This window comes from Streptomyces sp. bgisy100, assembly GCF_057709105.1.
The window spans coordinates 16,602-35,062 of record NZ_JBYITE010000057.1 but is presented as its reverse complement, the minus strand read 5'-3'; the positions used below and the strand labels follow the sequence as shown (position 1 = coordinate 35,062).

Annotated in this window: 18 protein-coding genes and 2 pseudogenes; 10 read left to right on the top strand and 10 right to left on the bottom strand. The window is 72.0% G+C overall.

Going from position 1 to position 18,461, the window contains the following annotated elements:
* The first annotated feature begins 57 nt into the window (after positions 1–57).
* On the top strand, positions 58–1,155 hold the full coding sequence (ku, locus tag AC3EQ1_RS27610) for a non-homologous end joining protein Ku (protein ID WP_432097052.1): 1,098 nt from the start codon (positions 58–60) through the stop codon (positions 1,153–1,155).
* Positions 1,156–1,348: 193 nt separating this feature from the next.
* On the opposite strand, the gene AC3EQ1_RS27605 is transcribed toward ku, so the two are convergent.
* The 3 genes from AC3EQ1_RS27605 to speD form a co-directional block, all read right to left on the bottom strand.
* On the bottom strand, positions 1,349–2,101 hold the full coding sequence (locus AC3EQ1_RS27605; protein ID WP_432097051.1) for a 4'-phosphopantetheinyl transferase family protein: 753 nt from the start codon (positions 2,099–2,101) through the stop codon (positions 1,349–1,351).
* A gap of 433 nt (positions 2,102–2,534) precedes the next feature.
* Positions 2,535–2,696 carry a DUF3073 family protein gene (locus AC3EQ1_RS27600; RefSeq protein ID WP_432097050.1) on the bottom strand — a complete coding sequence of 54 codons (162 nt, stop codon included), beginning with the start codon at positions 2,694–2,696 and terminating at the stop codon, positions 2,535–2,537.
* 415 nt (positions 2,697–3,111) lie between these two features.
* Positions 3,112–3,492, bottom strand: a complete 381-nt coding sequence (gene speD, locus AC3EQ1_RS27595) for an S-adenosylmethionine decarboxylase (protein WP_432097049.1) — start codon at positions 3,490–3,492, stop codon at positions 3,112–3,114.
* Positions 3,493–4,413: 921 nt separating this feature from the next.
* Here speD and AC3EQ1_RS27590 point away from each other — a divergent pair.
* Both AC3EQ1_RS27590 and AC3EQ1_RS27585 read left to right on the top strand, forming a co-directional pair.
* On the top strand, positions 4,414–6,411 hold the full coding sequence (locus AC3EQ1_RS27590; protein ID WP_432097048.1) for a GNAT family N-acetyltransferase: 1,998 nt from the start codon (positions 4,414–4,416) through the stop codon (positions 6,409–6,411).
* A 137-nt stretch (positions 6,412–6,548) separates the two neighbouring features.
* Positions 6,549–7,580 carry an HAD-IIIC family phosphatase gene (locus tag AC3EQ1_RS27585; RefSeq protein ID WP_432097047.1) on the top strand — a complete coding sequence of 344 codons (1,032 nt, stop codon included), beginning with the start codon at positions 6,549–6,551 and terminating at the stop codon, positions 7,578–7,580.
* Between the two features lie 98 nt (positions 7,581–7,678).
* Here AC3EQ1_RS27585 and AC3EQ1_RS27580 read toward each other — a convergent pair.
* A pseudogene (locus tag AC3EQ1_RS27580) lies at positions 7,679–7,948 on the bottom strand (helix-turn-helix domain-containing protein); the annotation flags it as partial.
* A 27-nt stretch (positions 7,949–7,975) separates the two neighbouring features.
* Between AC3EQ1_RS27580 and tnpA the strand changes: the two are divergent.
* Positions 7,976–8,392: an IS200/IS605 family transposase gene (tnpA, locus tag AC3EQ1_RS27575; protein WP_432097046.1), complete on the top strand. Its 417-nt coding sequence runs from the start codon at positions 7,976–7,978 to the stop codon at positions 8,390–8,392.
* Positions 8,393–8,481: 89 nt separating this feature from the next.
* Positions 8,482–8,751, top strand: a complete 270-nt coding sequence (locus tag AC3EQ1_RS27570) for an acyl carrier protein (RefSeq protein WP_432097045.1) — start codon at positions 8,482–8,484, stop codon at positions 8,749–8,751.
* A gap of 128 nt (positions 8,752–8,879) precedes the next feature.
* On the opposite strand, the gene rsgA is transcribed toward AC3EQ1_RS27570, so the two are convergent.
* Entirely contained in the window at positions 8,880–9,986 is a 1,107-nt protein-coding gene (rsgA, locus tag AC3EQ1_RS27565; protein ID WP_432097044.1) for a ribosome small subunit-dependent GTPase A, read from the bottom strand.
* A gap of 547 nt (positions 9,987–10,533) precedes the next feature.
* On the opposite strand from rsgA, the gene AC3EQ1_RS27560 reads away from it, so the two are divergent.
* Complete coding sequence (locus AC3EQ1_RS27560) at positions 10,534–11,334, top strand: VOC family protein (protein ID WP_432097043.1); 801 nt, start codon at positions 10,534–10,536, stop codon at positions 11,332–11,334.
* Positions 11,335–11,613: 279 nt separating this feature from the next.
* Here the strand turns inward: AC3EQ1_RS27560 and AC3EQ1_RS27555 are convergent, their stop codons facing one another.
* The gene (locus AC3EQ1_RS27555; RefSeq protein ID WP_432097042.1) at positions 11,614–11,904 is read right to left on the bottom strand and encodes a hypothetical protein; all 291 of its coding nucleotides are present in this window, start codon (positions 11,902–11,904) and stop codon (positions 11,614–11,616) included.
* 286 nt (positions 11,905–12,190) lie between these two features.
* Here AC3EQ1_RS27555 and AC3EQ1_RS27550 point away from each other — a divergent pair, with 286 nt between their 5' ends.
* Complete coding sequence (locus AC3EQ1_RS27550; RefSeq protein ID WP_432097041.1) at positions 12,191–12,919, top strand: peptidoglycan recognition protein family protein; 729 nt, start codon at positions 12,191–12,193, stop codon at positions 12,917–12,919.
* 28 nt (positions 12,920–12,947) lie between these two features.
* Positions 12,948–13,041: pseudogene (locus AC3EQ1_RS27545) on the top strand (class I tRNA ligase family protein); the annotation flags it as partial.
* A 144-nt stretch (positions 13,042–13,185) separates the two neighbouring features.
* Here AC3EQ1_RS27545 and AC3EQ1_RS27540 read toward each other — a convergent pair.
* On the bottom strand, positions 13,186–13,620 hold the full coding sequence (locus tag AC3EQ1_RS27540) for a hypothetical protein (protein WP_432097040.1): 435 nt from the start codon (positions 13,618–13,620) through the stop codon (positions 13,186–13,188).
* A gap of 43 nt (positions 13,621–13,663) precedes the next feature.
* Here AC3EQ1_RS27540 and AC3EQ1_RS27535 point away from each other — a divergent pair, with 43 nt between their 5' ends.
* Entirely contained in the window at positions 13,664–14,971 is a 1,308-nt protein-coding gene (locus AC3EQ1_RS27535; protein ID WP_432097039.1) for a S41 family peptidase, read from the top strand.
* Positions 14,972–15,254: 283 nt separating this feature from the next.
* Positions 15,255–16,004: an HAD family hydrolase gene (locus AC3EQ1_RS27530; RefSeq protein WP_432097038.1), complete on the top strand. Its 750-nt coding sequence runs from the start codon at positions 15,255–15,257 to the stop codon at positions 16,002–16,004.
* 233 nt (positions 16,005–16,237) lie between these two features.
* Here the strand turns inward: AC3EQ1_RS27530 and AC3EQ1_RS27525 are convergent, their stop codons facing one another.
* The 3 genes from AC3EQ1_RS27525 to AC3EQ1_RS27515 all read right to left on the bottom strand — a co-directional run bounded on the left by AC3EQ1_RS27525 (position 16,238) and on the right by AC3EQ1_RS27515 (position 18,281).
* Positions 16,238–16,570 carry a putative quinol monooxygenase gene (locus tag AC3EQ1_RS27525; RefSeq protein WP_351506719.1) on the bottom strand — a complete coding sequence of 111 codons (333 nt, stop codon included), beginning with the start codon at positions 16,568–16,570 and terminating at the stop codon, positions 16,238–16,240.
* Positions 16,571–16,840: 270 nt separating this feature from the next.
* Complete coding sequence (locus AC3EQ1_RS27520) at positions 16,841–17,206, bottom strand: PH domain-containing protein (protein ID WP_432097037.1); 366 nt, start codon at positions 17,204–17,206, stop codon at positions 16,841–16,843.
* Between the two features lie 313 nt (positions 17,207–17,519).
* A complete protein-coding gene (locus AC3EQ1_RS27515; RefSeq protein ID WP_432097036.1) occupies positions 17,520–18,281 on the bottom strand; it encodes a hypothetical protein in 762 nt (253 codons plus the stop codon).
* Positions 18,282–18,461: the final 180 nt, after the last annotated feature.

Below are 18,461 nucleotides of genomic sequence, written 5' to 3'. Positions count from 1 at the left end.
CGGCTGCACCCTTCGAACGACCCGCATAGCATGACAAAACCGAAGAAAGGGAACGTCATGCCGCGGCCCATCTGGCGAGGTGCGATCAGCTTCGGCCTGGTCACGATCCCCGTCCAGGTCGTGAGCGCCACCGAGTCCCACGACATCGCCCTCCACCGCGTCCACGCCAAGGACAACGGCCGGATCCGCAACCGCAAGGTGTGCGAACTCGACGGGAACGTGGTGCCCAACGAGGAGATCGCCAGCGCCTATCCGGTCTCCCGGGACGAGGTCGTGCCGCTGACCGACGAGGACTTCGACCACCTGCCCATCCCCACCGCCAAGACCTTCGAGCTGCTCGCCTTCCTGCCCAGCCAGGAGATCGACCCCCTCCAGCTCGACCGCGCCTACTACCTGAGGGCGGACGGCCAGGCCGCGGCCAAGCCCTACGTACTGCTGCGGGACGCGCTGGAACGTTCCGGCAAGGTGGCCATCGGCAAGGTCGCCCTCCGGGGCAAGGAGGTGCTCGCCCTGATCCGCATCCACGAGGGCGCGCTGACCATGCACACGATGCTCTGGCCGGACGAGATCCGCCCGCACACCGGACTCGCTCCCGACCAGGACATCCGGCTCACCGACGAGGAGCTGCAACGGGCCGAGGACCTCATGGCGAGCATGAGCGAGGTGCCGGAGGAGGAACTGCACGACGACTACACCGACGCGCTGGTCCGCGTGGTGTCGGCGAAGCTGGAGGGCCGTGAGGTGGAGCCCCCACCGGCGACGGAGGCTCCGTCGGCGCAGGTCGTCGACCTCATGGCGGCACTGGAGGAGAGCGTGCGGAAGAGCCGCCGCAGCCGTGGCGAAGAGCCGTCGGAGCCGGGCGCCCGGAAGCAGTCCGGCACTACGGCGAAGCCGTCCGCGCGGAAGGCCGCGAAGGCGCCGACGAAGACAGCCACGAAGACAGCCACGAAGACAGGCACGAAGGCAGCTACAGAAGCCACCACCGGCACGTCCTCGAAGCCGGCGTCGGCATCCGCCTCGACGTCGGGCAGCCAGAGGGCCGGGAAGCAGGCCGCGAAGAAGACGGCGAGCAAGACGGCGAGCAAGACGGCGAGCAAGGCCGCGGCCTCGAAGCCCGCCAAGAAGACGGCATCACGAACCCGCAAGGGCGCCTGACCCGTCCGGTGCACTCCGCCCGTCAGGCCTCGGCCGGCCGCCTGGGCCCCTGCCGCATCCCGGGGCTTCGGCCCGTCCTCGGCCCTCCTGGGCCCTGGCCGCACCTCAGGCCTTCGGCCCGTCCTCGGCCCCGGCCGCACCCCAGGCCTTCGGCCCGCCCCGACCAGTCGTGGCCTCGACGACCGGGCCGGGCTCAGTCCGCCGCCCAGCTCCGCAGCAGCGCCCCCGCCCGGCGTGGCACGACCGTCAGCGGCTCGGGGGCCAGTACGGCCAGGCAGGCCTCGTGCTCCGGACCCACGTTCAGCTCGTAGAGCCGGGTGGTGCCGACGGCCTCCGGGTGTTCGGACCAGGCGACGACGGCTGCCTGCTCCCGCGGGGCGGTCACCTCCAGTCGGCGGAACGGGGTGCGCATGCCCACGCCCAGGGCCTTCACCACGGCCTCCTTGCGGCACCAGAAACGCAGGAAGTCCCGGCGCCGGTCCGCCACGGTGCCGCCCTCGGCCAGGGCGGCGAGTTCGCGGCCGGTCAGCACGTCGGGGGCCAACTCGTCGACGTCCACCGCCTGATCGGTGGGCTCGACATCGAGTCCGACCTCGGCCGCCCGGCAGAATGCCACCCCGACGAGCCGGCCGCCGTGCGTCACGGAGAACCGGATGCTCCCCGCCCCCTCCGCGTCCCGGAGGCGCACCTTGCCGTGCGGTCCGCCGCACTGCGGGCACTGCCGTACGAGACCGACGTCCGCGGGGTCCGCCCCCAGATACGCGCCCAGCGCGATCCGGCTGACGGCGCAGCCCAGCAGGAACCGGTGCCGGTCGTCCGGGCGGGCGTACGCGTCGAGCCGGGCCCGTTCGACCGGGTCGAGGAGCCGTGCCAGCCCGTCGTGCGCGTCGTCCAGCCCGGCCCACCACACGTGCACCGCACGGTCCGGGAGCGAACTGTCCGTCAATGCCCCGCTCCCTTCCCGTGATCCGACGTCCCGCTGTCCGACGTCCCGTGATCCGGCATGCTGCGATCCGACGTTCCAGGTCCGTGGCGTTCCAGGTCCGGCGTTCCGTGGCCGGCGCCCGGCCGCGGGGGCGAACCGTCGCCGTGGGCCGTCCGCTCCCGCTCTGTGCACTGCCGCTGATCCGTCCGGGGCCCCGTTTCCGCTCGTCGGCGCCGGTCCGCTGTGCCGGACCTGGACACCGGACCGGTGGAATTCCCACCCAAACGGAATCAGGTGCTCCGCCGGTCGCTTCCGTTCGGAACATCCCGCGGAAGGTGTCATGACCGAACGGAAGCCGCGAGGGAAAACTGCGGACCGAAAAAGAATTTCCTCTCATGGAATATGGCACACCATGAGAGGAAATCGAAGGAAGGCTGAGCTTTCGAGGATCCGCTCAGTCGTCGTCACTCGTGGGGCGGAGATTCCGGGATTCCGCGATGCCGCGGTCCTGGTCGCGCTCTTCCTTGTCGTCCGAGGTCGTCGGCGTGCTGCCGAGTTCCCGCTGGAGAGCGTCGAAATCCGCTGAGGGAGACGAGTACTTGAGCTCTCGGGCCACCTTTGCCTGCTTGGCTCGCGCGCGGCCACTTCCCATAGCTGCATCTCCCCGGAACAGGAGCGGTGCGGCCGGCTCATCGACGGAACCGCTCGTCTTTTACGTCACGCAGCGTAGGTTACCATGTGCACTACACCCACGCCATGTCAGAGGGGCCCCGGACGGCTGTCCGGCCTGCGGCCCCTCCCCCCGTCGACCGTCCCGCTCCCCGGGCGGGACGGATGGGTCGTTTCGCGTCGTCAGCCACGAGACATATGGCCTCAGTTGAGTCGTTGGCCCTGCTCGGCGTCGCGGTGCACCGGGCCTGTCCCGGCAGCTCCCCATCGTTCCCGTGGCGACGTGCTCCGCAGGGGCTTCCGGCAGATCCCCCCGCTCCCGCACCCCGGCCGGCAGTCTCGCCGTCCCCCGGGGGTGACGCTCAGTGAACGGCGCGCAGCAGGCGGGAGACGTTGATGCGGGTGGGTGACAGGTCCACCTCGATGCTCTCCATCATCCGCTCGCCATTGAGGCGGCCGTAGGCGAGCAAGTCCACATTCGCCAGGTTGAATTCCGGCCAGGTGTGAATGCTGAGGTGCGAGGCCGACAGCAGGAGAATTGCCGTCACGGCGCCGTTCGGGAATACGTGCGAGGCCTCCCCGAGGACCTTCGCATTTCCCTTCTGGGCCGCACTGCGGAGCACATCCAGAAGGCGGCGCTCATCCGTCAGAATGGTCGGGTCACCGACCCACACATCAACCGCGTAGGAGCACAGGTCGTCGACATTTATGTCTTCGGGGCCGGTGGCGAGGTCGTTCGTCATGGGCGATGGGGGACACGCGCCACGCGTCGACCCCCGTCTCCTTTCGCTGTGGTCTGAATTCCGATACGCGATGTTGCGGTGTTCCACACAGGCGGCACCCCGACGCTCGGATGACGTCATTTTAGCATCCATGCCCCAAGTCGCCCTTCGTGAAGATCGTCCCACCTGGACCGTCGGCGGGCCGAACTCGACTGCTGCATAAGCGATCTGAATCCCCGTCACCTCCCCCGGTACGGCTCGGAAGGCAGGGCTGTTCGGGTGGTGCGGCCGTGGCGCGGGTGGTGAGGCCGGGTGCGGTGCCGGCCGGTCCGGTGCGGCCGACGGGTGTCGACGGCTCTTTCCGTCGATGGCTGGGGTTGTGCCGGGGGAGGGCGGTGGTGTGGCCTCGGGCGGCTTATCGTCAATGCCTTGCATAAACCGCGCTTTGCGGTGATGCGGGTGGCTGACGAATACTTTTGATGTTGCGTCAGGAATAGGCGGTGTTCCTGCCGGGCCAGGGGCCCGGTATGAGGCCGGCCGAGTGGCGCGGTCCTGCCGCCGGGCTGTCACGTTGCTGCGCTGTGCCGCGCTGTCGCGTTGCTGTGCTGTGCCGCGATGCCCCGGGGCCGGTGTGGTGGAGATCGCCTCGGCGGCGTGCCGGCGCCGCTACGATCGGACGCAGTGGCCGTGCCGGTGTCGCCGGACGGTCCGACGGGGCCCTCGCGACGGGGTGAGCGGTGCCCGGCCCGGCGCCTGCTCCGGGGCGTCCGACGGGGCGTCAGGCTGCGCCTGTATCACAGACGTTCATCTATACTGCGAGATCATGCGTACATTTGGAACCCTATTGTGACGGGCCCGCGTTCGGGCGAACGAAGCCTCGGGGCTGAGGGAGTTCTGCACGAGGTGGCCGGCGCGGTCAGGCTGCAGGAGGGCGCACCGGGTGTGCGTTCGGTCCTGCGGGCGATTCGCCGACTGGCGCCCGCCTCGACCAAGGACATCAGCCGCGCGACCAGCATTCCGGTACCCATCGTCGCCGCCGTCGGCAACGAACTGCGCCGCCGGGGCATGCTGACCGAGAAGCGGCCCTCTCGCCTCACACCCTCCGGTCTCTCCCTCGTCGCCGAGCTCGGTATGGATCTGGTGCTCGATCCGACCTGCGGCACCTGCGACGGCCGGGAACTGGTCATCCCCGACGTGCTGGACGAGGCCGTGGAGCGGCTGACCGCCATCATGGCGGCGGGGCCGCAGGCCGACATGAGTCTGGACCAGTCGCTGTGCACCCCGGAGACCAAGGTGCGCAGGGTGCTGGCACTGCTCCGGGCAGGCGTGCTGCCGGGCGGTTCCCTGCTGCTGGTCGGCGACGACGACACGATTTCGCTCGCCGTCGCGGTCGTCGGGGAGGTCCTCGGTTCACCGTTGGTGGAGCGGGTCACCGTCGTCGACATCTCCCCGGAGATCCTCGGCCACATCGCGGAGGTATCCGCCGGGTTCAAGACCAGGGTCGACACGGTCGAGCACGATCTGCGGCAGCCGCTGCCGGAGGTGCTGCACGGCCGGTTCGACGCGGCGATGACCGACCCGCCCTACACCCCGGAAGGCGCGCAGCTGTTCCTCTCCCGGGCCGTGGAGGGACTGCGCCCCGGTGCCGCGAACAGCATCTTCTTCTCCTTCGGCGCCAAGAGCCCGAACGAGATGCTGGAGGTCCAGCAGGAGATCATGGATCTCGGGCTCGTCGTCAACGGGTTCATCCGCAACTTCAACGAGTACGAGGGCAGCGGGATCCTCGGCGGCACCGGATTCATCCAGCACCTGCTCACCACCAGCGCCACCCAGGCGTCGGTGGGCGGCAGCTACGGCGGACCGCTCTACACCCGGGACAAGCGGTCCCGGCAGCGGGAGTACGAGTGCGTGTCCTGCGGGGCCCGTACGCCGGTCGGTCCCGGTGCCCGGTGGAGCTCGGTCGGTGCGCTGCGCGCCGACGGCTGCCCGCAGTGCGGCGGCGGTCCCTTCAAGCCGCGTCAGCTGGTCAGCATGGCGGCGACCGGGGACAGCTCCGGGGCCGGTGACGGCAACGGGCCCGGTGACCGCAACGGGGCCCGCGACAGCAGCCGGGCCGGTGACAGCAACGGGTCCGGTGACGGTCCGGCGGCCGGGGACATTCCGCATGTCCGCCCGCCCGCGGAGCCGGCGTCCGGCCCGGGAGCCGATCCGGTGGCCGGTCCGGGAGCCGATCCGGTCTCCGGTGCGGCGTCCGTCGGTGGATCCGAGCCGGTGGCGCCTGCCTCGGCCCCCGTATCGGCTGCTGCCGTCGAGCAGGCGCCGCTGACCGTCTCCGCGACCGCGGCTCCGGAGTCCGCGCTTTCGGGGCCCCCGCTTTCGGGGTCCGCGGCCGGGCAGCGCACCGTCGTGTGGCAGCCGCCCGTGGCGCGCGAGGTGCTGGCGAGCGTCGGGGAGCGGGCCGCGCCGTTCGTGACCCGCCCCGCCGACGAGCGCGACCTGGACGCCATCGCCGCCTTCGAGGCGGAGATCGCCCGGATCTCCTTCGGCGACGCCGCGGTCGACAACCCCGAGCGGCACCGGTCGCGGCTGTCCCGGGCGATGCAGAAGTCCCGTGCGGGCATGTACGTGGCCTGCGGTCCGGACGACGACACGGCCGTCGGCTGGCTGTGGATGAGCATCAACCAGAACACGATGACCGGCGACCGGTACGCCAACTTCCGTTCCCTCGCCGTGGCGCCGGTCGAGCAGCGGGCCGAGATCGGCGAACTGCTGATCGCGGAAGGGCTCGCGTTCGCCGTCGAGCACGAACTGGCCGAGGTGGTCGGGAAGGTGTACGTGGGCAATGTGCCGATGCGCACGCTCTACCGGAAGTACGGCTTCGAGTCGACCCACATGGCCATGAGGCTGCAGCTGGCCGAGGTGAGGCGGGCGGGACGATGAGTCACCCGGTGAATCCGGCGGATCCTGCCAATCGGGCGGATCCTGCTGATCCGTCGGATCCTGCTATTCCGTCGGATGATGGGCAGTCCCGTCCGGCGGGCGGTGACGGCGGGACCGGCGCCGTCGCGTTCGACCGGGTGAAGTGCGTCGTCTGGGACCTCGACGGCACCCTCTGGGACGGCGTGGCGGTCGAGTCCGAGACCGACGTGCTGCCCGCCTTCCGGCCCTGGGCCCTGCGCACCATCGACCGGCTGGCCGAGCGCGGCGTGCTGAGCAGCATCGCCAGCCGCACCGCGCCGTCGGTCCTCGAAGCGCTGCGTGCGGACGCGGAGGTGGCCGAGCGGTTCGTCGCGCCCCAGGTCGGCTGGCAGGACAAGAGCGAGTCGCTGCGCCTGATCGCCGAGGAGCTGGGCATCGGGGCGGACGCGCTGCTGCTGGTCGACGACAGTCCCTACGAGCGGGCCGAGGTCGGCACCATGCTGCCCGGGGTGGCGGCCATCGCACCGGAACAGGTGCCGGACCTGCTCGACGGCCTCGGTTCCGGTCCGCTCACGGCGGACGCCCGGGAACGCGTCCGGCGGTACCGGACGGAAGCCGTCCGGAAGGACGCGGGGCGGCAGTTCGCCGGAACCCGGGAGGAGTTCCTTCGGTCCTGCGCGATGCGGCTCTCCGTCGGCACCGCGAGCGACGACGACCTGCCGCGGGCCGTGGAACTGGCCACCCGCACGCACCGGTTGAACTCGTCCGGCCTGCCCCTGGACGCCGACCGCGTCCGGAAGCTGACGGCGGACGGCGGGTACACCCTGCTGGTCGCCCGGCTGGAGGACCGTTTCGGGGAGTACGGGCTGATCGGCGCCGCACTCGTCGAGCACACCGCCGACGCCTGGTGGGTCCGGCTGCTGGCCCTGTCCTGCCGGGTCGCCGGCCGCGGGGTGTCGCTGGGCTTCCTGCGCTGGCTGATGGACCGGGCCGCGGAGTCCGGCGCCGCCGAGTTCCGGGTGGACTCGCGTCCGACCTCGGCCAATGTCGAACTGCGGCTGCTCTTCCGGCAGGCGGGCCTGCGGGTGACCGACGACGCGAGGGCGGAGGGCGGCCCGGTCACGCTCGGCCGTTCGCTGGAGGAGCCGTTGCCGGAGCACCCGTCGTGGCTGGACATCACCGGCCGTTGACGTGCTCCCTGGCCTGAAGTCCAGGGATTCCGGCCTGGGCCGGTTGACCCTTCCGGGGGCTTCCTGCTTCACGGCGCTGTGCGGGCAGGTGTGTCCGTCCGGTACGCAGTGTCGAGGTCCCGCAGGGAGTGCTGCAGGACGACCGCCGACACCTCGGCAGGCCAGGCACCCTCCTCGGTGTGTTTGGCCTGGGTGATGCGACGCCGGGACAGTTCGCCCGACGTCACATATGGCAGCCCCGCCGCATGCGCTGCTTTCCGGTCGCGCAGGCAGTCGTTCCACACCACACGCGCGCACCCGAACGCCTTCGCCAGCGCACGGCGCTGGGAGGCGTCCGGGTAGGCCCGGTAGTTGTAGCGGAGCTGCATGACCGCGACGCCACTACGATTGGCCTCATGGATCAGGAGAATGACTACAGGCGTGGCAGGCATGTGGTTTCGGCGATGCACGTTCACTTGGTCTTTGTGACCAAGTCCCGGCGTGGAGTGTTCGACGATGAGATGCTGACGCGTTGCGAAGAGGTCATGCGGAAGGTGTGCGAGGACTTCGAGGCGGAGCTGACGGAGTTCAACGGCGAACGCGATCACGTCCACCTCCTGATCAACTACCCGCCCAAGGTCGCCGTCTCCAAACTGGTCAACAGCCTCAAAGGCGTCTCCGCCCGACGGATCCGCCAGGAGTTCACCGACCGGATCCACCCCGCCGTCACGCACGGGCACCTGTGGTCGCCCTCGTACTTCGCCGCATCCTGCGGCGGAGCACCGCTGGCGATCATCCGCCAGTACATCGAACAGCAACAACGCCCCCTCTGACGTGAACGTCTGAGCAGCCTTGAGACGCATCCATCCCCGGCGTCAACGCCGGGGCCTTCTGCAAGAGTCCCGGTAAGGAGACGCCGACGATGGCGCAGTACATGACGACGACCGAGGTGGAGCGGACCATCCGCGCTCTGCTCGCCGAGGCCCTGCGGACCGACCGGGAGGCGATCGACCGGCTGCCCGCCGACACCGAACTCTTCGGGCCGGAGATCGCCCTGTCCTCGCTGGCCGGCGCCGCCCTGCTCCGCGGCATCAAGGCCCGCTACGGGGTGGACGTGGCCGACGAGGACCTGAACCTGGACTCCCTCCAGTCCATCGCCACCCTCCGGGACTTCGTGGCCGCGTATCGGTGAGCGGGGCCGGCCCGGGGGTGGTGAGCGGGTCGGTCCGGGTACCGGTGGGAGCGGTGGCCCGGGGCGGTGAGCGGAGCGGTGCGGGGCCGGCCCGGGGCAGGTGAACGGGCCCGGCCCGGCGCGGGGTTTCAGGCCTGGGGTCCGCGCTTGCGTTCCATCATGTGACGGCCCAGGGCGCGCTTCTGCTTCCACTCCCGGAGGATGTCGGCGCGCAGCCGGGCATCGCTCTGGGAGGCGATGCGCTCGTTCTCCCGGACCAGCTTGCGGTAGCTCTCCAGCCGCCGCTCCGGCAGTGTGCCGTCCTCGATCGCTTCGAGCACCGCGCAGCCGGGCTCGACCGTGTGCGAGCAGTCGTGGAAGCGGCAGTCGCGGGCGAGCTCCTCGATCTCGGCGAAGGCCTGGGCGACGCCGTCCTCCGCGTCCCACAGCCCCACACCGCGCAGCCCCGGGGTGTCGATGAGGACCCCGCCGGCGGGCAGCGGCAGCAGATCGCGGGTGCTCGTCGTGTGCCGCCCCTTGCCGTCGCTGTCGCGGGTGGCGCGGACGTCCTGCACCTCGTCCCCCAGCAGCGCGTTGGTGAGGGTGGACTTCCCGGCTCCGGACTGGCCGAGGAGGGCGGCCGTCCGGCCCTGTTCGCCGCCGAGGAGCTCGGTGAGCACGTCGAGGCCCAGCCCGCTCTCCGCGCTGACCGGCAGCACCCGCACGCCCGGAGCGGCCGCCTCCGTATCGGTGGTCAGATACGACAGGCCGATGGCGTCGGGCACCACGTCCGCCTTGGTGAGCAGCACCACGGGCTCCGCGCCGCTCTCCCAGGCCAGCGCGACGAAACGTTCGACCCGGCCGAGGTCCAGCTCGGCGGCTAGGGAGACGGCGATGAGGGCGATGTCGACGTTGGCGGCCAGGACCTGGCCCTCGGACCGCTGCGAGGACGTGGAGCGGATGAACGCGGTGCGGCGCGGGAGCAGCGCCCGTACGGTCCGCCGCTCGGCGTCGATGGCCGCCCAGTCGCCGGTGCACGGGTTCCGCACCGGGTCCGGGGAGGTCACCGGGCCGGTGTCGGCGTGCAGGGTCAGCAGGCCCTCGCCCGCGTCGGCGACGGCCTCGCACCGGCCGCGGTCGACCCGCACGATGCGGCCGGGGACGAGCCCGTCGGCTGCGTGGGGGGCGAACTCCGCTGCGAGCGCGTCGGTCCAGCCGTAGCGGGTCAGCGGGGTCGGGACGGCGGCACGGTTCACACGGGACCCTTCGACGGGCGGCTCCGGCGGGCGGACGTTCCCGCCGGTGACCACGGGGTGGGGCAGTCGGTCTTTCCGGATGCGGCGGCGCCCGCCGTGACGACGGCCGCGGTGGCCCCTGCCGTCTTCCACGCGCTCCGCGGCACCGCCGGGTGCGGCGGCACCTCGGCCCGGTGGGAACGGTGACCGCTCGGCTCCGGTGCCCGGACGCACCTCGGTTTCGCTCGGGGACGGCACGGCAGCCCGCGGGCGACCGCATGCGGAGCAGTGTAGTGCCGGGCCCCGACACCTCCGCGAGGCCATTTCGCGGCGGACGGGCCGCTGGTGACGCTCCGTAGGGCATGCGCCGGGACGGTGGGTGACGTGCGGCCGGGCTGTGCGGCGCGGTGGCCGGGCCGTGTGGCGCGGTGTCCGGTGGTGATGTTCGGAAGGCCGGGCGGAGTGGCTGACGGGCGACTGTCAGTGGCGGGTGTCACGCTGAGTACCGAGCTGACCACCAGCTCTCCTCCTCATGGATGCGCGTATGGGACGTGCGAAGGGAATGGCCGTGATCACCACTGACTTTGTGCCCGGTTCCCCCTGCTGGATCGATCTGGGCGCCCCCGATGTCGCCGCCGCGACCGACTTCTACACCTCGGTCTTCGGCTGGGAATTCCAGTCCTACGACCCGGAGGGCGGCCAGTACGGCCTCTTCCGGCTGAACGGCAAGGCCGTCGGCGCGATCGGCCCGCTCACCGAGGAGGGCGCCCGGTCCGCGTGGATGATCTACCTCCACACCGGGGACGCGGACGCCACGGCCCAGTCCGTGGAGCGGCTGGGCGGCACGGTGCGGGTGGCCCCGCTCGACGCCGACGGCATGGGCCGGCTGGCCCAGTTCACCGACCCGCAGGGCGGCCAGTTCGCGGTGTGGCAGCCGCAGAGCAACAGGGGCCTGGAGGCGGTGGACGAAGCGGGCTCCCTCTGCTGGACCGAGCTGTACACCACGGACTCCGCCGCGGCGAAGGAGTTCTACGGCAGCCTCTTCGGCTGGCAGTTCCAGGACATGGAGCTGCCGGGCGGCGGGGGCGCCTACGGGCTGATCACGCCCGCCGGGCTGAACCCGGACCGGATGCACGGCGGACTGATGCAGCTCCCGGCCGAGCACCTGACGGCGACCGGGGGACGTCCCTACTGGCACCCGGTGTTCGCCTCCGCCGACTGCGACGCCACGGTCGCCCGGGTCAGACAGAAGGGCGGCACGGTGCAGATGGGACCGGAGGACGCGGAGGGCGTCGGCCGGCTGGCGGTCTGCCTGGACCCGGCCGGAGCGGACTTCGTGGTGCTGACCCCGAGCGAGGTGGCGGCTTGAGCGCGGGTGGCGGTGCTTGAGCGACGTCCAGGCCCGAGCGACGTGCCGGCTGGGGTGTGGTGCCGGCTCGAGTGTGGTGACGGTTCGAGCGAGGGGCGGCTCGGGGGAGGGGGCTTGAGAGGGACGGTGGCTTGGGCGCGGTGGCGGCTCGGGCGAGGCAGCGGCCTGCGGGGGAGCCGGGGCCTGGCCGGGGGGCGGACCGCCGGGCGCGGGGCCGGGGCGTCGGGCCGACGCCGGGTGCCCGGGTCCGGGCGGGGTTCGGTCCGCCCGGCCCCGGCCTCAGCTCTGCCGCGCCGCCATGCGCTCGACCTCGTCCTTGGCGCTCTTCAGGTCGGCGCCGGTGATCTCCCGGTAGGCCTTGATCGCGGAGATCGTCTGGCCCTCCCGCAGCAGCGCCTCGACCCGGTGGAGATCCGGGCCCGCGGCCTGGAGACCGAGGTGGTCGAGGATCACGTCGAGCTTCTGGTCCATTCGGGTGACCTTGCGGTCGATCCGCTGAATCCTGCGCTCCGTTCCTGCGCTCAGCAGGATCACCACGGCGATGAGCACGTACACGGCGTATATCTCCATGATCGGTCATCGTAGCCCGTGGCCGAGAAGTGACCCCGGAGCAATGGCCGGGATCGGCAGGGGGGTTGGGGTTCGGGCGCCGGGGCCGCCGAGTGGGGCGGGGCCGCTGCCCGCCCGGGCCGTACCCCGGACCCGGGGGGTGCGGTGCGGGGCGGGTGCCGGGGGCCGGCGCGGGGTGCCGCGCGGTCCGGACCGCAACCGCGGCGGTGCCGGTGCGGGCGGCCGGACGTCACCCGAATGGCTCGCTCACCGGCCCGGAACGACTGCTCGCGCGCAGGGTGGTGCCATGTGGTCCCGACGACTCGCCCTGGGCGCCGTGGTGCTGCCGCTGGCTCTGCTGGTGATGCGCGATGCCCCCGTGCGGCTGCTGCCGCCGGAACCCGTCGCCGTCGGCCCGGCCGCGCCGCGCACGGCCCCGCAGCCCGCCATCGTCAAACGGTCGGTGTGGCGGGCGGACGAGCGCATGGTCCGGCACCGGGCGACGTACACGGGCCCGGTGAACGCCGTCTTCATCCATCACACCGGACATCCCAACGGCTATGACTGCGCCGACGTCCCGGCCATGCTCCGGGCGTTGCAGATGGACCACATCAGGGTCGAGGGCTGGGACGACATCGGCTACAACTTCGTCGTCGACCGCTGCGGCAACATCTACGAGGGCCGGGCGGGCGGGGTCGGACGCCCGGTGCACGGTGCCCACACCCAGGGGTTCAACGACGACAGCGTCGGGATCGCAGCCCTGGGCAATTTCGGGGCCGGGGTGACCGTGCCGAAGCCGCTCCTGGAGGGCATAGCGAAGCTCGCCGCGTGGAAGCTGCGGCCCGGGGCCGATCCACGGGGCACGGTGCGGCTGGTCTCGACGAACGGTGAGAGCCGGTACCGGAAGGGCGCCACCGCCGAATTCCATGTGATCTCCGGGCACCGGGACAGCCACCAGACCCGCTGTCCGGGCGACGCGCTGTACGACCGGCTGCCCGCGATCAGGGACACCGTGGCCCGCATGCGGAAGAACTGAGGCGCGGAAGGACTGAGGCACGCGGGCAATGGCTCGACACCTCATTACCAGCGCCCTTTCCGTACATCAACGGGATCAAGCACCTGGGCAACATGGTGGGGTCCATGCTCCCGGCCGATGTCTAAGCCCGCTGGGCCGGGCGGGGGTGTGGCGCACACGTATCCCCGAGGGGTGGTTGTTCTCCCTCTGCTTCCGCCTGCTGCCGTCATTACGCGGCAGGTACCCGTCCCGGAAGCATGGCGGTGGGTGATCGACCACCCATCGACTCACGAACGGGGCGTGCTTTCCATGCGTATCACCAGCCGGTTCACCACGTCCGGGAGAGCCACGACGTCCGGCGGAACCACCGTGTCCGCGAGGACTGCGACGTCCGGGGGAACCACCGCGTCCGCGAGGACCACGAGGTCCGGGGGAACCACGACGTCCGGGCGGGCCCGGGTCGAGAAGACCGAGAGGCGCCGAGCCGGGAAGGCCGAGGAGAACAGGAGGAGTACGGCGGGCACGGGGCTGGCCGCGGTGCTGCTGCTGGCCGCCGCCGGGTCGCTGCTGCCCGCCGGCCCCACCGCGGCGGACACCGGGCGGACGGCGACGACCGGGGGGACGGCGACGACCGGGGGGACGGCAACGACCGGGCGGACGGCATCGATCGGAGGGACGGCATCGATCGGAGGGACGGCGACGACCGGAGGGGCAGCTACCACCGGCCGAGCGGCGGCGGACCGGCCGGCGGACGGTGTCTGGCGCATGGACGGCTACGGCACCGTTCTGGCCGTGCACCACGGTCGGCTTCGGGAGTACCAGACCACGGCGGTCAGCTGTCTGCGCGGGATGAGCGGGCGGAGTACGGACGAGGGCGGGGGCGGCTCCCGCGCCGTCCGCTTCGCGCTGTCCGACGACGAGGCCGGCACGCTGACCGTCGGCCCCGGACCCCGGCCCGCCCGGGCGTCGTTCCAGGTGCACGGCTCCGCGGGCGACCGTGGCCTGCGGCGTATCGGGGCGTTGCCCGCCGCCTGCACCAGGCCCGCTTCCGACGATCCGCGTGCCGTCTTCGACGTCTTCTGGCGGAGCCTCGACGAGAACTATCCGTTCTTCGCGGCCAAGGGCATCGACTGGTCGGCGGTACGGGACCGCTACCGGCCCGAGGTGCACGCCGGAACCACCGACGACGAACTCTTCGCCGTCTTCCGCAAGATGATCGAGCCGCTCCACGACGCCCACGTCAGCATCGACGGCGGCCCCGGCCGCCGCTTCGGGACGAGCCGCCCCGGCACCACCCTGCCCGGCCCGGACCTGGACCGCGACGTCACGGCGTACATCCAGGAACGGGACCTCGGCGGGCGGCCGTTGCGGACGTTCGCCCGGGGGCGCATCGGATTCGCCGACCTGCCCGGGGACCTCGGCTATCTGCGCCTGTCCGGCTTCTCCGGCTGGACCGACGAGCGGCACCCCGGCTACGCCGCGCACCGGGCGGAGCTCGACCGGGCCCTGGACGCCGTCCTCACGCCGGAGCGCACCCGCGGCATGCGCGGACTGATCATCGACCTGCGGATCAACGGCGGCGGCTACGACGCGCTGGGGCTCCGGCTCGCCTCCCGCCTCACCGGCCGCACCCACTTCGCGTACACCAAGCGCGCCCGCAACGACCCGGCGGATCCGTCCCGGCACACCGAGCCGCGGCCGGTGTACGTCCGGCCCGCCGCCGCGCCGCGCTTCACGGGCCCCGTCGCCGTGCTGACCGGTGGCAGCACCATCAGCGCGGGGGAGACCTTCACCCAGGCCCTGATGGACCGGCCGGGGCGGACGGTCCGCATCGGGGAGCCCACCCAGGGCGTGTTCTCCGACGTCATGGGACGCACCCTGCCGAACGGCTGGACCGTCGGCGTGCCCAACGAGGAGTTCCTCACCTCCTCCGGCCGCACCTTCGACGGTGCGGGGGTTCCCCCGCACCTTTCCGAACCCGTCTTCACCGAGGCGGAGTTCGCGCACCGCCGGGACTCCGCGTTCGACCGTGCACTGACGGTCCTGCGGCGGCGGCCGGACAGCAGGCCCTAGAACTCCCCGACCGCTTACGGGCCGGTGCGGAAGGAAGCGGCCCGTCCGGGAGTCGGTCCGGGAGGGGAGAGCCGGCGGCGTGCTCGGCGCACGGGGATCGAGCACGCCACCGCGCCGCGGCGGGTGCCGTGTGTGCCGGCCGGAGGGGGAGGGAGCCGTGGGGAACGGGTGGCGCGGAGGGGCGGTCGGAAGGGGACGTCCACGGAAGAGATTTCCGCGTACACGGGTATGACGTGGACATGGCGCGCATATGATCTGGAGCCCCCCACGGAAAGGCAGTCCCATGAAGAAGACCTCCGCTCGGAGGATCACCGGCCGGATGCTGCTCGCTCTCGGCTGTGTGGCGGTGATGACCCTGTCGGCCACCGCCGCGGGCGCCGCCGAGCGCTTACCCCGCACCGCCACCGACGAGCACTCCGACACCCACACCGGTACCCACACCGGTACCCACACCGGCACCGACTCCGGCACCGACTCCGGCCGGGGCCGCCGGTGCGTGGTCGTGTACTTCGACCTCGGCGAGACGCTGGTGCACACGGCCGAGGACAAGAGCATCAGCTACATGCCGGGAGCCGCCGCACATCTGCGCGCACTGCGCGCCCGCAACATTCCCGTCGGCCTGATCACCAACGTGCCGTCCTCCTGGGGCGCGACCGACGCCGAACGGGCGGCGGAGCTGAAGAGAGTGATCGACAAGGACTGGAAGGGATCGCGCCCCTTCGACTGGGCGGACTTCGGCGACCGTATCTTCACCCCGCGCACCGAGGAGGAGCGGAAGCCCGCGCCCGCGCTGTGGCAGCGGGCCAGGGACGCCGCCGGAGGCTGCCGGATGGTGTACCAGGCGGAGACCGACGACGAGATACAGGCGAGCCGGGACCTCGGGTATGTGCCCTACCTGGTGGGGCGGCGTCACTGGCCCGCCTACATGCCGGCTCGGCTGATCACCGCGCTCGCTCATCTGCCGCAGCTGCCCTACCTGCCGTCTCTGCCGACTCTGCAGAAGGGGAACGCGGCTGCTGCCCAGGCTGGTTGAGCCCCCGCCCGCACGGGCCGCGCCGCTGAACCCGCGGAGGTGCCGAACCGGTCGGCAGAGCGGGAGAGCGACAGAGCGGCGGAGCGGCAGCTCGGCCGGGTGCGGTGCGTGGCGCGGTGGGTGACACGACGGGTGACACGACGGGGCCCCGGGCCGATGGCCCGGGGCTCCGGTTCCGATACCGGCCGTCCGCCGGGGGCGGTGCCGGTCGCGTTACTCCGCGCCGGGGCGGGCTACTCCCCGCCGGGAACGGCCATCTCGCCCAGCAGCGACCAGTCGTCCTGCGGGATGTCCGCGTTCACGATCCGCGGGGTCTCGGCCAGGTGCGGCGGCAGGGTCCGCTGGGCGGTCCGGAAGTGCTCGGACTGCACGTGGGCCGCGCCCGCGTCGCCGTCCCGGAACGCCTCGACCAGCACGTACTCCGTCGGGTCCTCGATGCTGCGGGACCAGTCGAACCACAGGCAGCCCGGCTCACGGCGGGTGGCCGCGGTGAAGTCCGCGGCGATCTCCGGCCAGCGGTCGGCGTCCTCGGGACGGATCCTGAACTTGGCGGTGATGAAGATCATCGGCTTCCTCTCGTCTGGACCGCGCACCCGGTCCGCGCGCCGCCTCCTCGTCTCGTGCACGCACGCTACCAAGGTCCACGGGGCCCGGCGCGCAGCACCGTGCCCCGCCCGCGCAGGGCGCTGACCGGCGGAGATGCGGTTCGGCGCTGCGGTTCGCCCCGGAGATTCGCCCCCTGCGGATCCGGCGCGGACGTCCGGGCCGGACCCCGCGTTCCGTCCGGGCCGGACCCTTGTTTCCGTCCGCGCCGGATCCCGCGTTCCGTCGGCCGGCTAGCGGGCCACGAACTGGGTGAGGATGGCCTGCACCTCGTAGATGTCGACGCCCTTGGTGAACGTCTTCTGGATCGGCGTGGCGCTGCCGGAGATCCAGATCTTGAGCTCCGCGTCCAGGTCGAAGGTGCCGGCGGTTTCCACCGCGAAGTGGGTGATGCTCCGGTACGGAACCGAGTGGTACTCCACCTTCTTGCCGGTGATCCCCTGCTTGTCGACGAGGATGAGGCGGCGGTCCGTGAAAAGGATGGTGTCCCGGATCAGCAGGAAGGCGGCGTGCACCTGCTCGCCCTGCCCCAGCAGCCGCGCGTACTCCTGCTGCGCCGTCACCGGATCGATGGTGTGCGCGTTGCCGAACAGTGCCATGACGGCCCCCCGTGTGGTCAAAGTTGCACGATCTTCGCACTGTATACCGGACCGGTGCGGCGCGAAGGCCGTCCTTGCCGGTCCGCTGCCGGTCCGGTCCCCGTCGGATCCATGCCGGTCCCCGGTGGGGTCCATGCTCGTCCCCGTGGGGTTCATGCCGGTCCCCGCAGGTTCCGTTACGGTCCGGGCCCGTTGGGTCCCCTGCCCTGTCCCGCGCGCGACCGGCTCCGGGCCGCGCCGGGCCGGCCCGCTGCCTCAACGTCCCTGCACAGCAGTGCTGTTCGCCGGGGTGCTGCTCGCGTACGCGGCCGGCTCAGTCGGCCGGGTGGGCGAGTCCGGTCCAACGGGCGGTCTCGACGCGGGTGCGCTCGTAAGCCGCCCGGTCCAAGATCGGCCAGGCCGCGCCCCCGATGGCGAGGACACCGCGGGCCGGCAGCGGCACCTCGCCGATCCGTGGGTTCCGCCGCAGCCGGACGGGCCTGCCGAGGTCGTCGCCGTCGAGCACGGCCCGGGAGTCCTCGACGAAGTACATCCGTCGCGGCATGAGGATTCCCCGGTGACCGCTGGGCATCACCCCGGTCAGCCGCAGATCGCCCATGCCCAGGGCGCGGGCGGTCAGTTCACGGGCCCGGACCAGGGCGCGTGTCCGCCAGGTGGCGGGCGGCAGTGCGGCGCCCACCGCGTTGAGCACATCGAGCAGCCGGGTGGACGAGGCGGTGAGAGTCCAGTCCAGGCGGAGCGCGTCCACGGTCACCCGCAGGGACGCCGGACCCGTCCAGATGAGACCGATGCGGGCGAATCCGGTCCGGTCGCAGGCGGCGCCGTAGTACCGGGGGCAGGCCGTGTCCAGCCGCGGGCCGTCGACGTGGATCGACCAGCTGCCGGCCGGGTCGCGGTGCCACAGCGTGCGGTAGGGCGCGAAGGAGTTCTCGGGGAAGACGCGCAGCGCCAGGACGTGCCCGGAGTCGAAGGGCAGCCCGAACACACCCCAGCCCCGCACGTATTCGTGGTGCGGCCACGGCGCGCGGTCCCGTGCCGTCGGGAGGTCCGACAGAGCGGAGGACAGGTCGAGCATCGGCATCACCCCGCGCGGTCGGCTGGTGGGTTCGCCCCGCTCCGCGTTCCGAACCCTGTTCCGGCTCCGGGTTCCAGCGTAGAGCGGGTGTGGCCGGACGGCAGTTCCCCGGGGCGGACGGGGCTGATGCCGGGGCCGAGGAGGGGGCGGACCCCGGCGCGTCGCGAAGCGGTCCTCCCA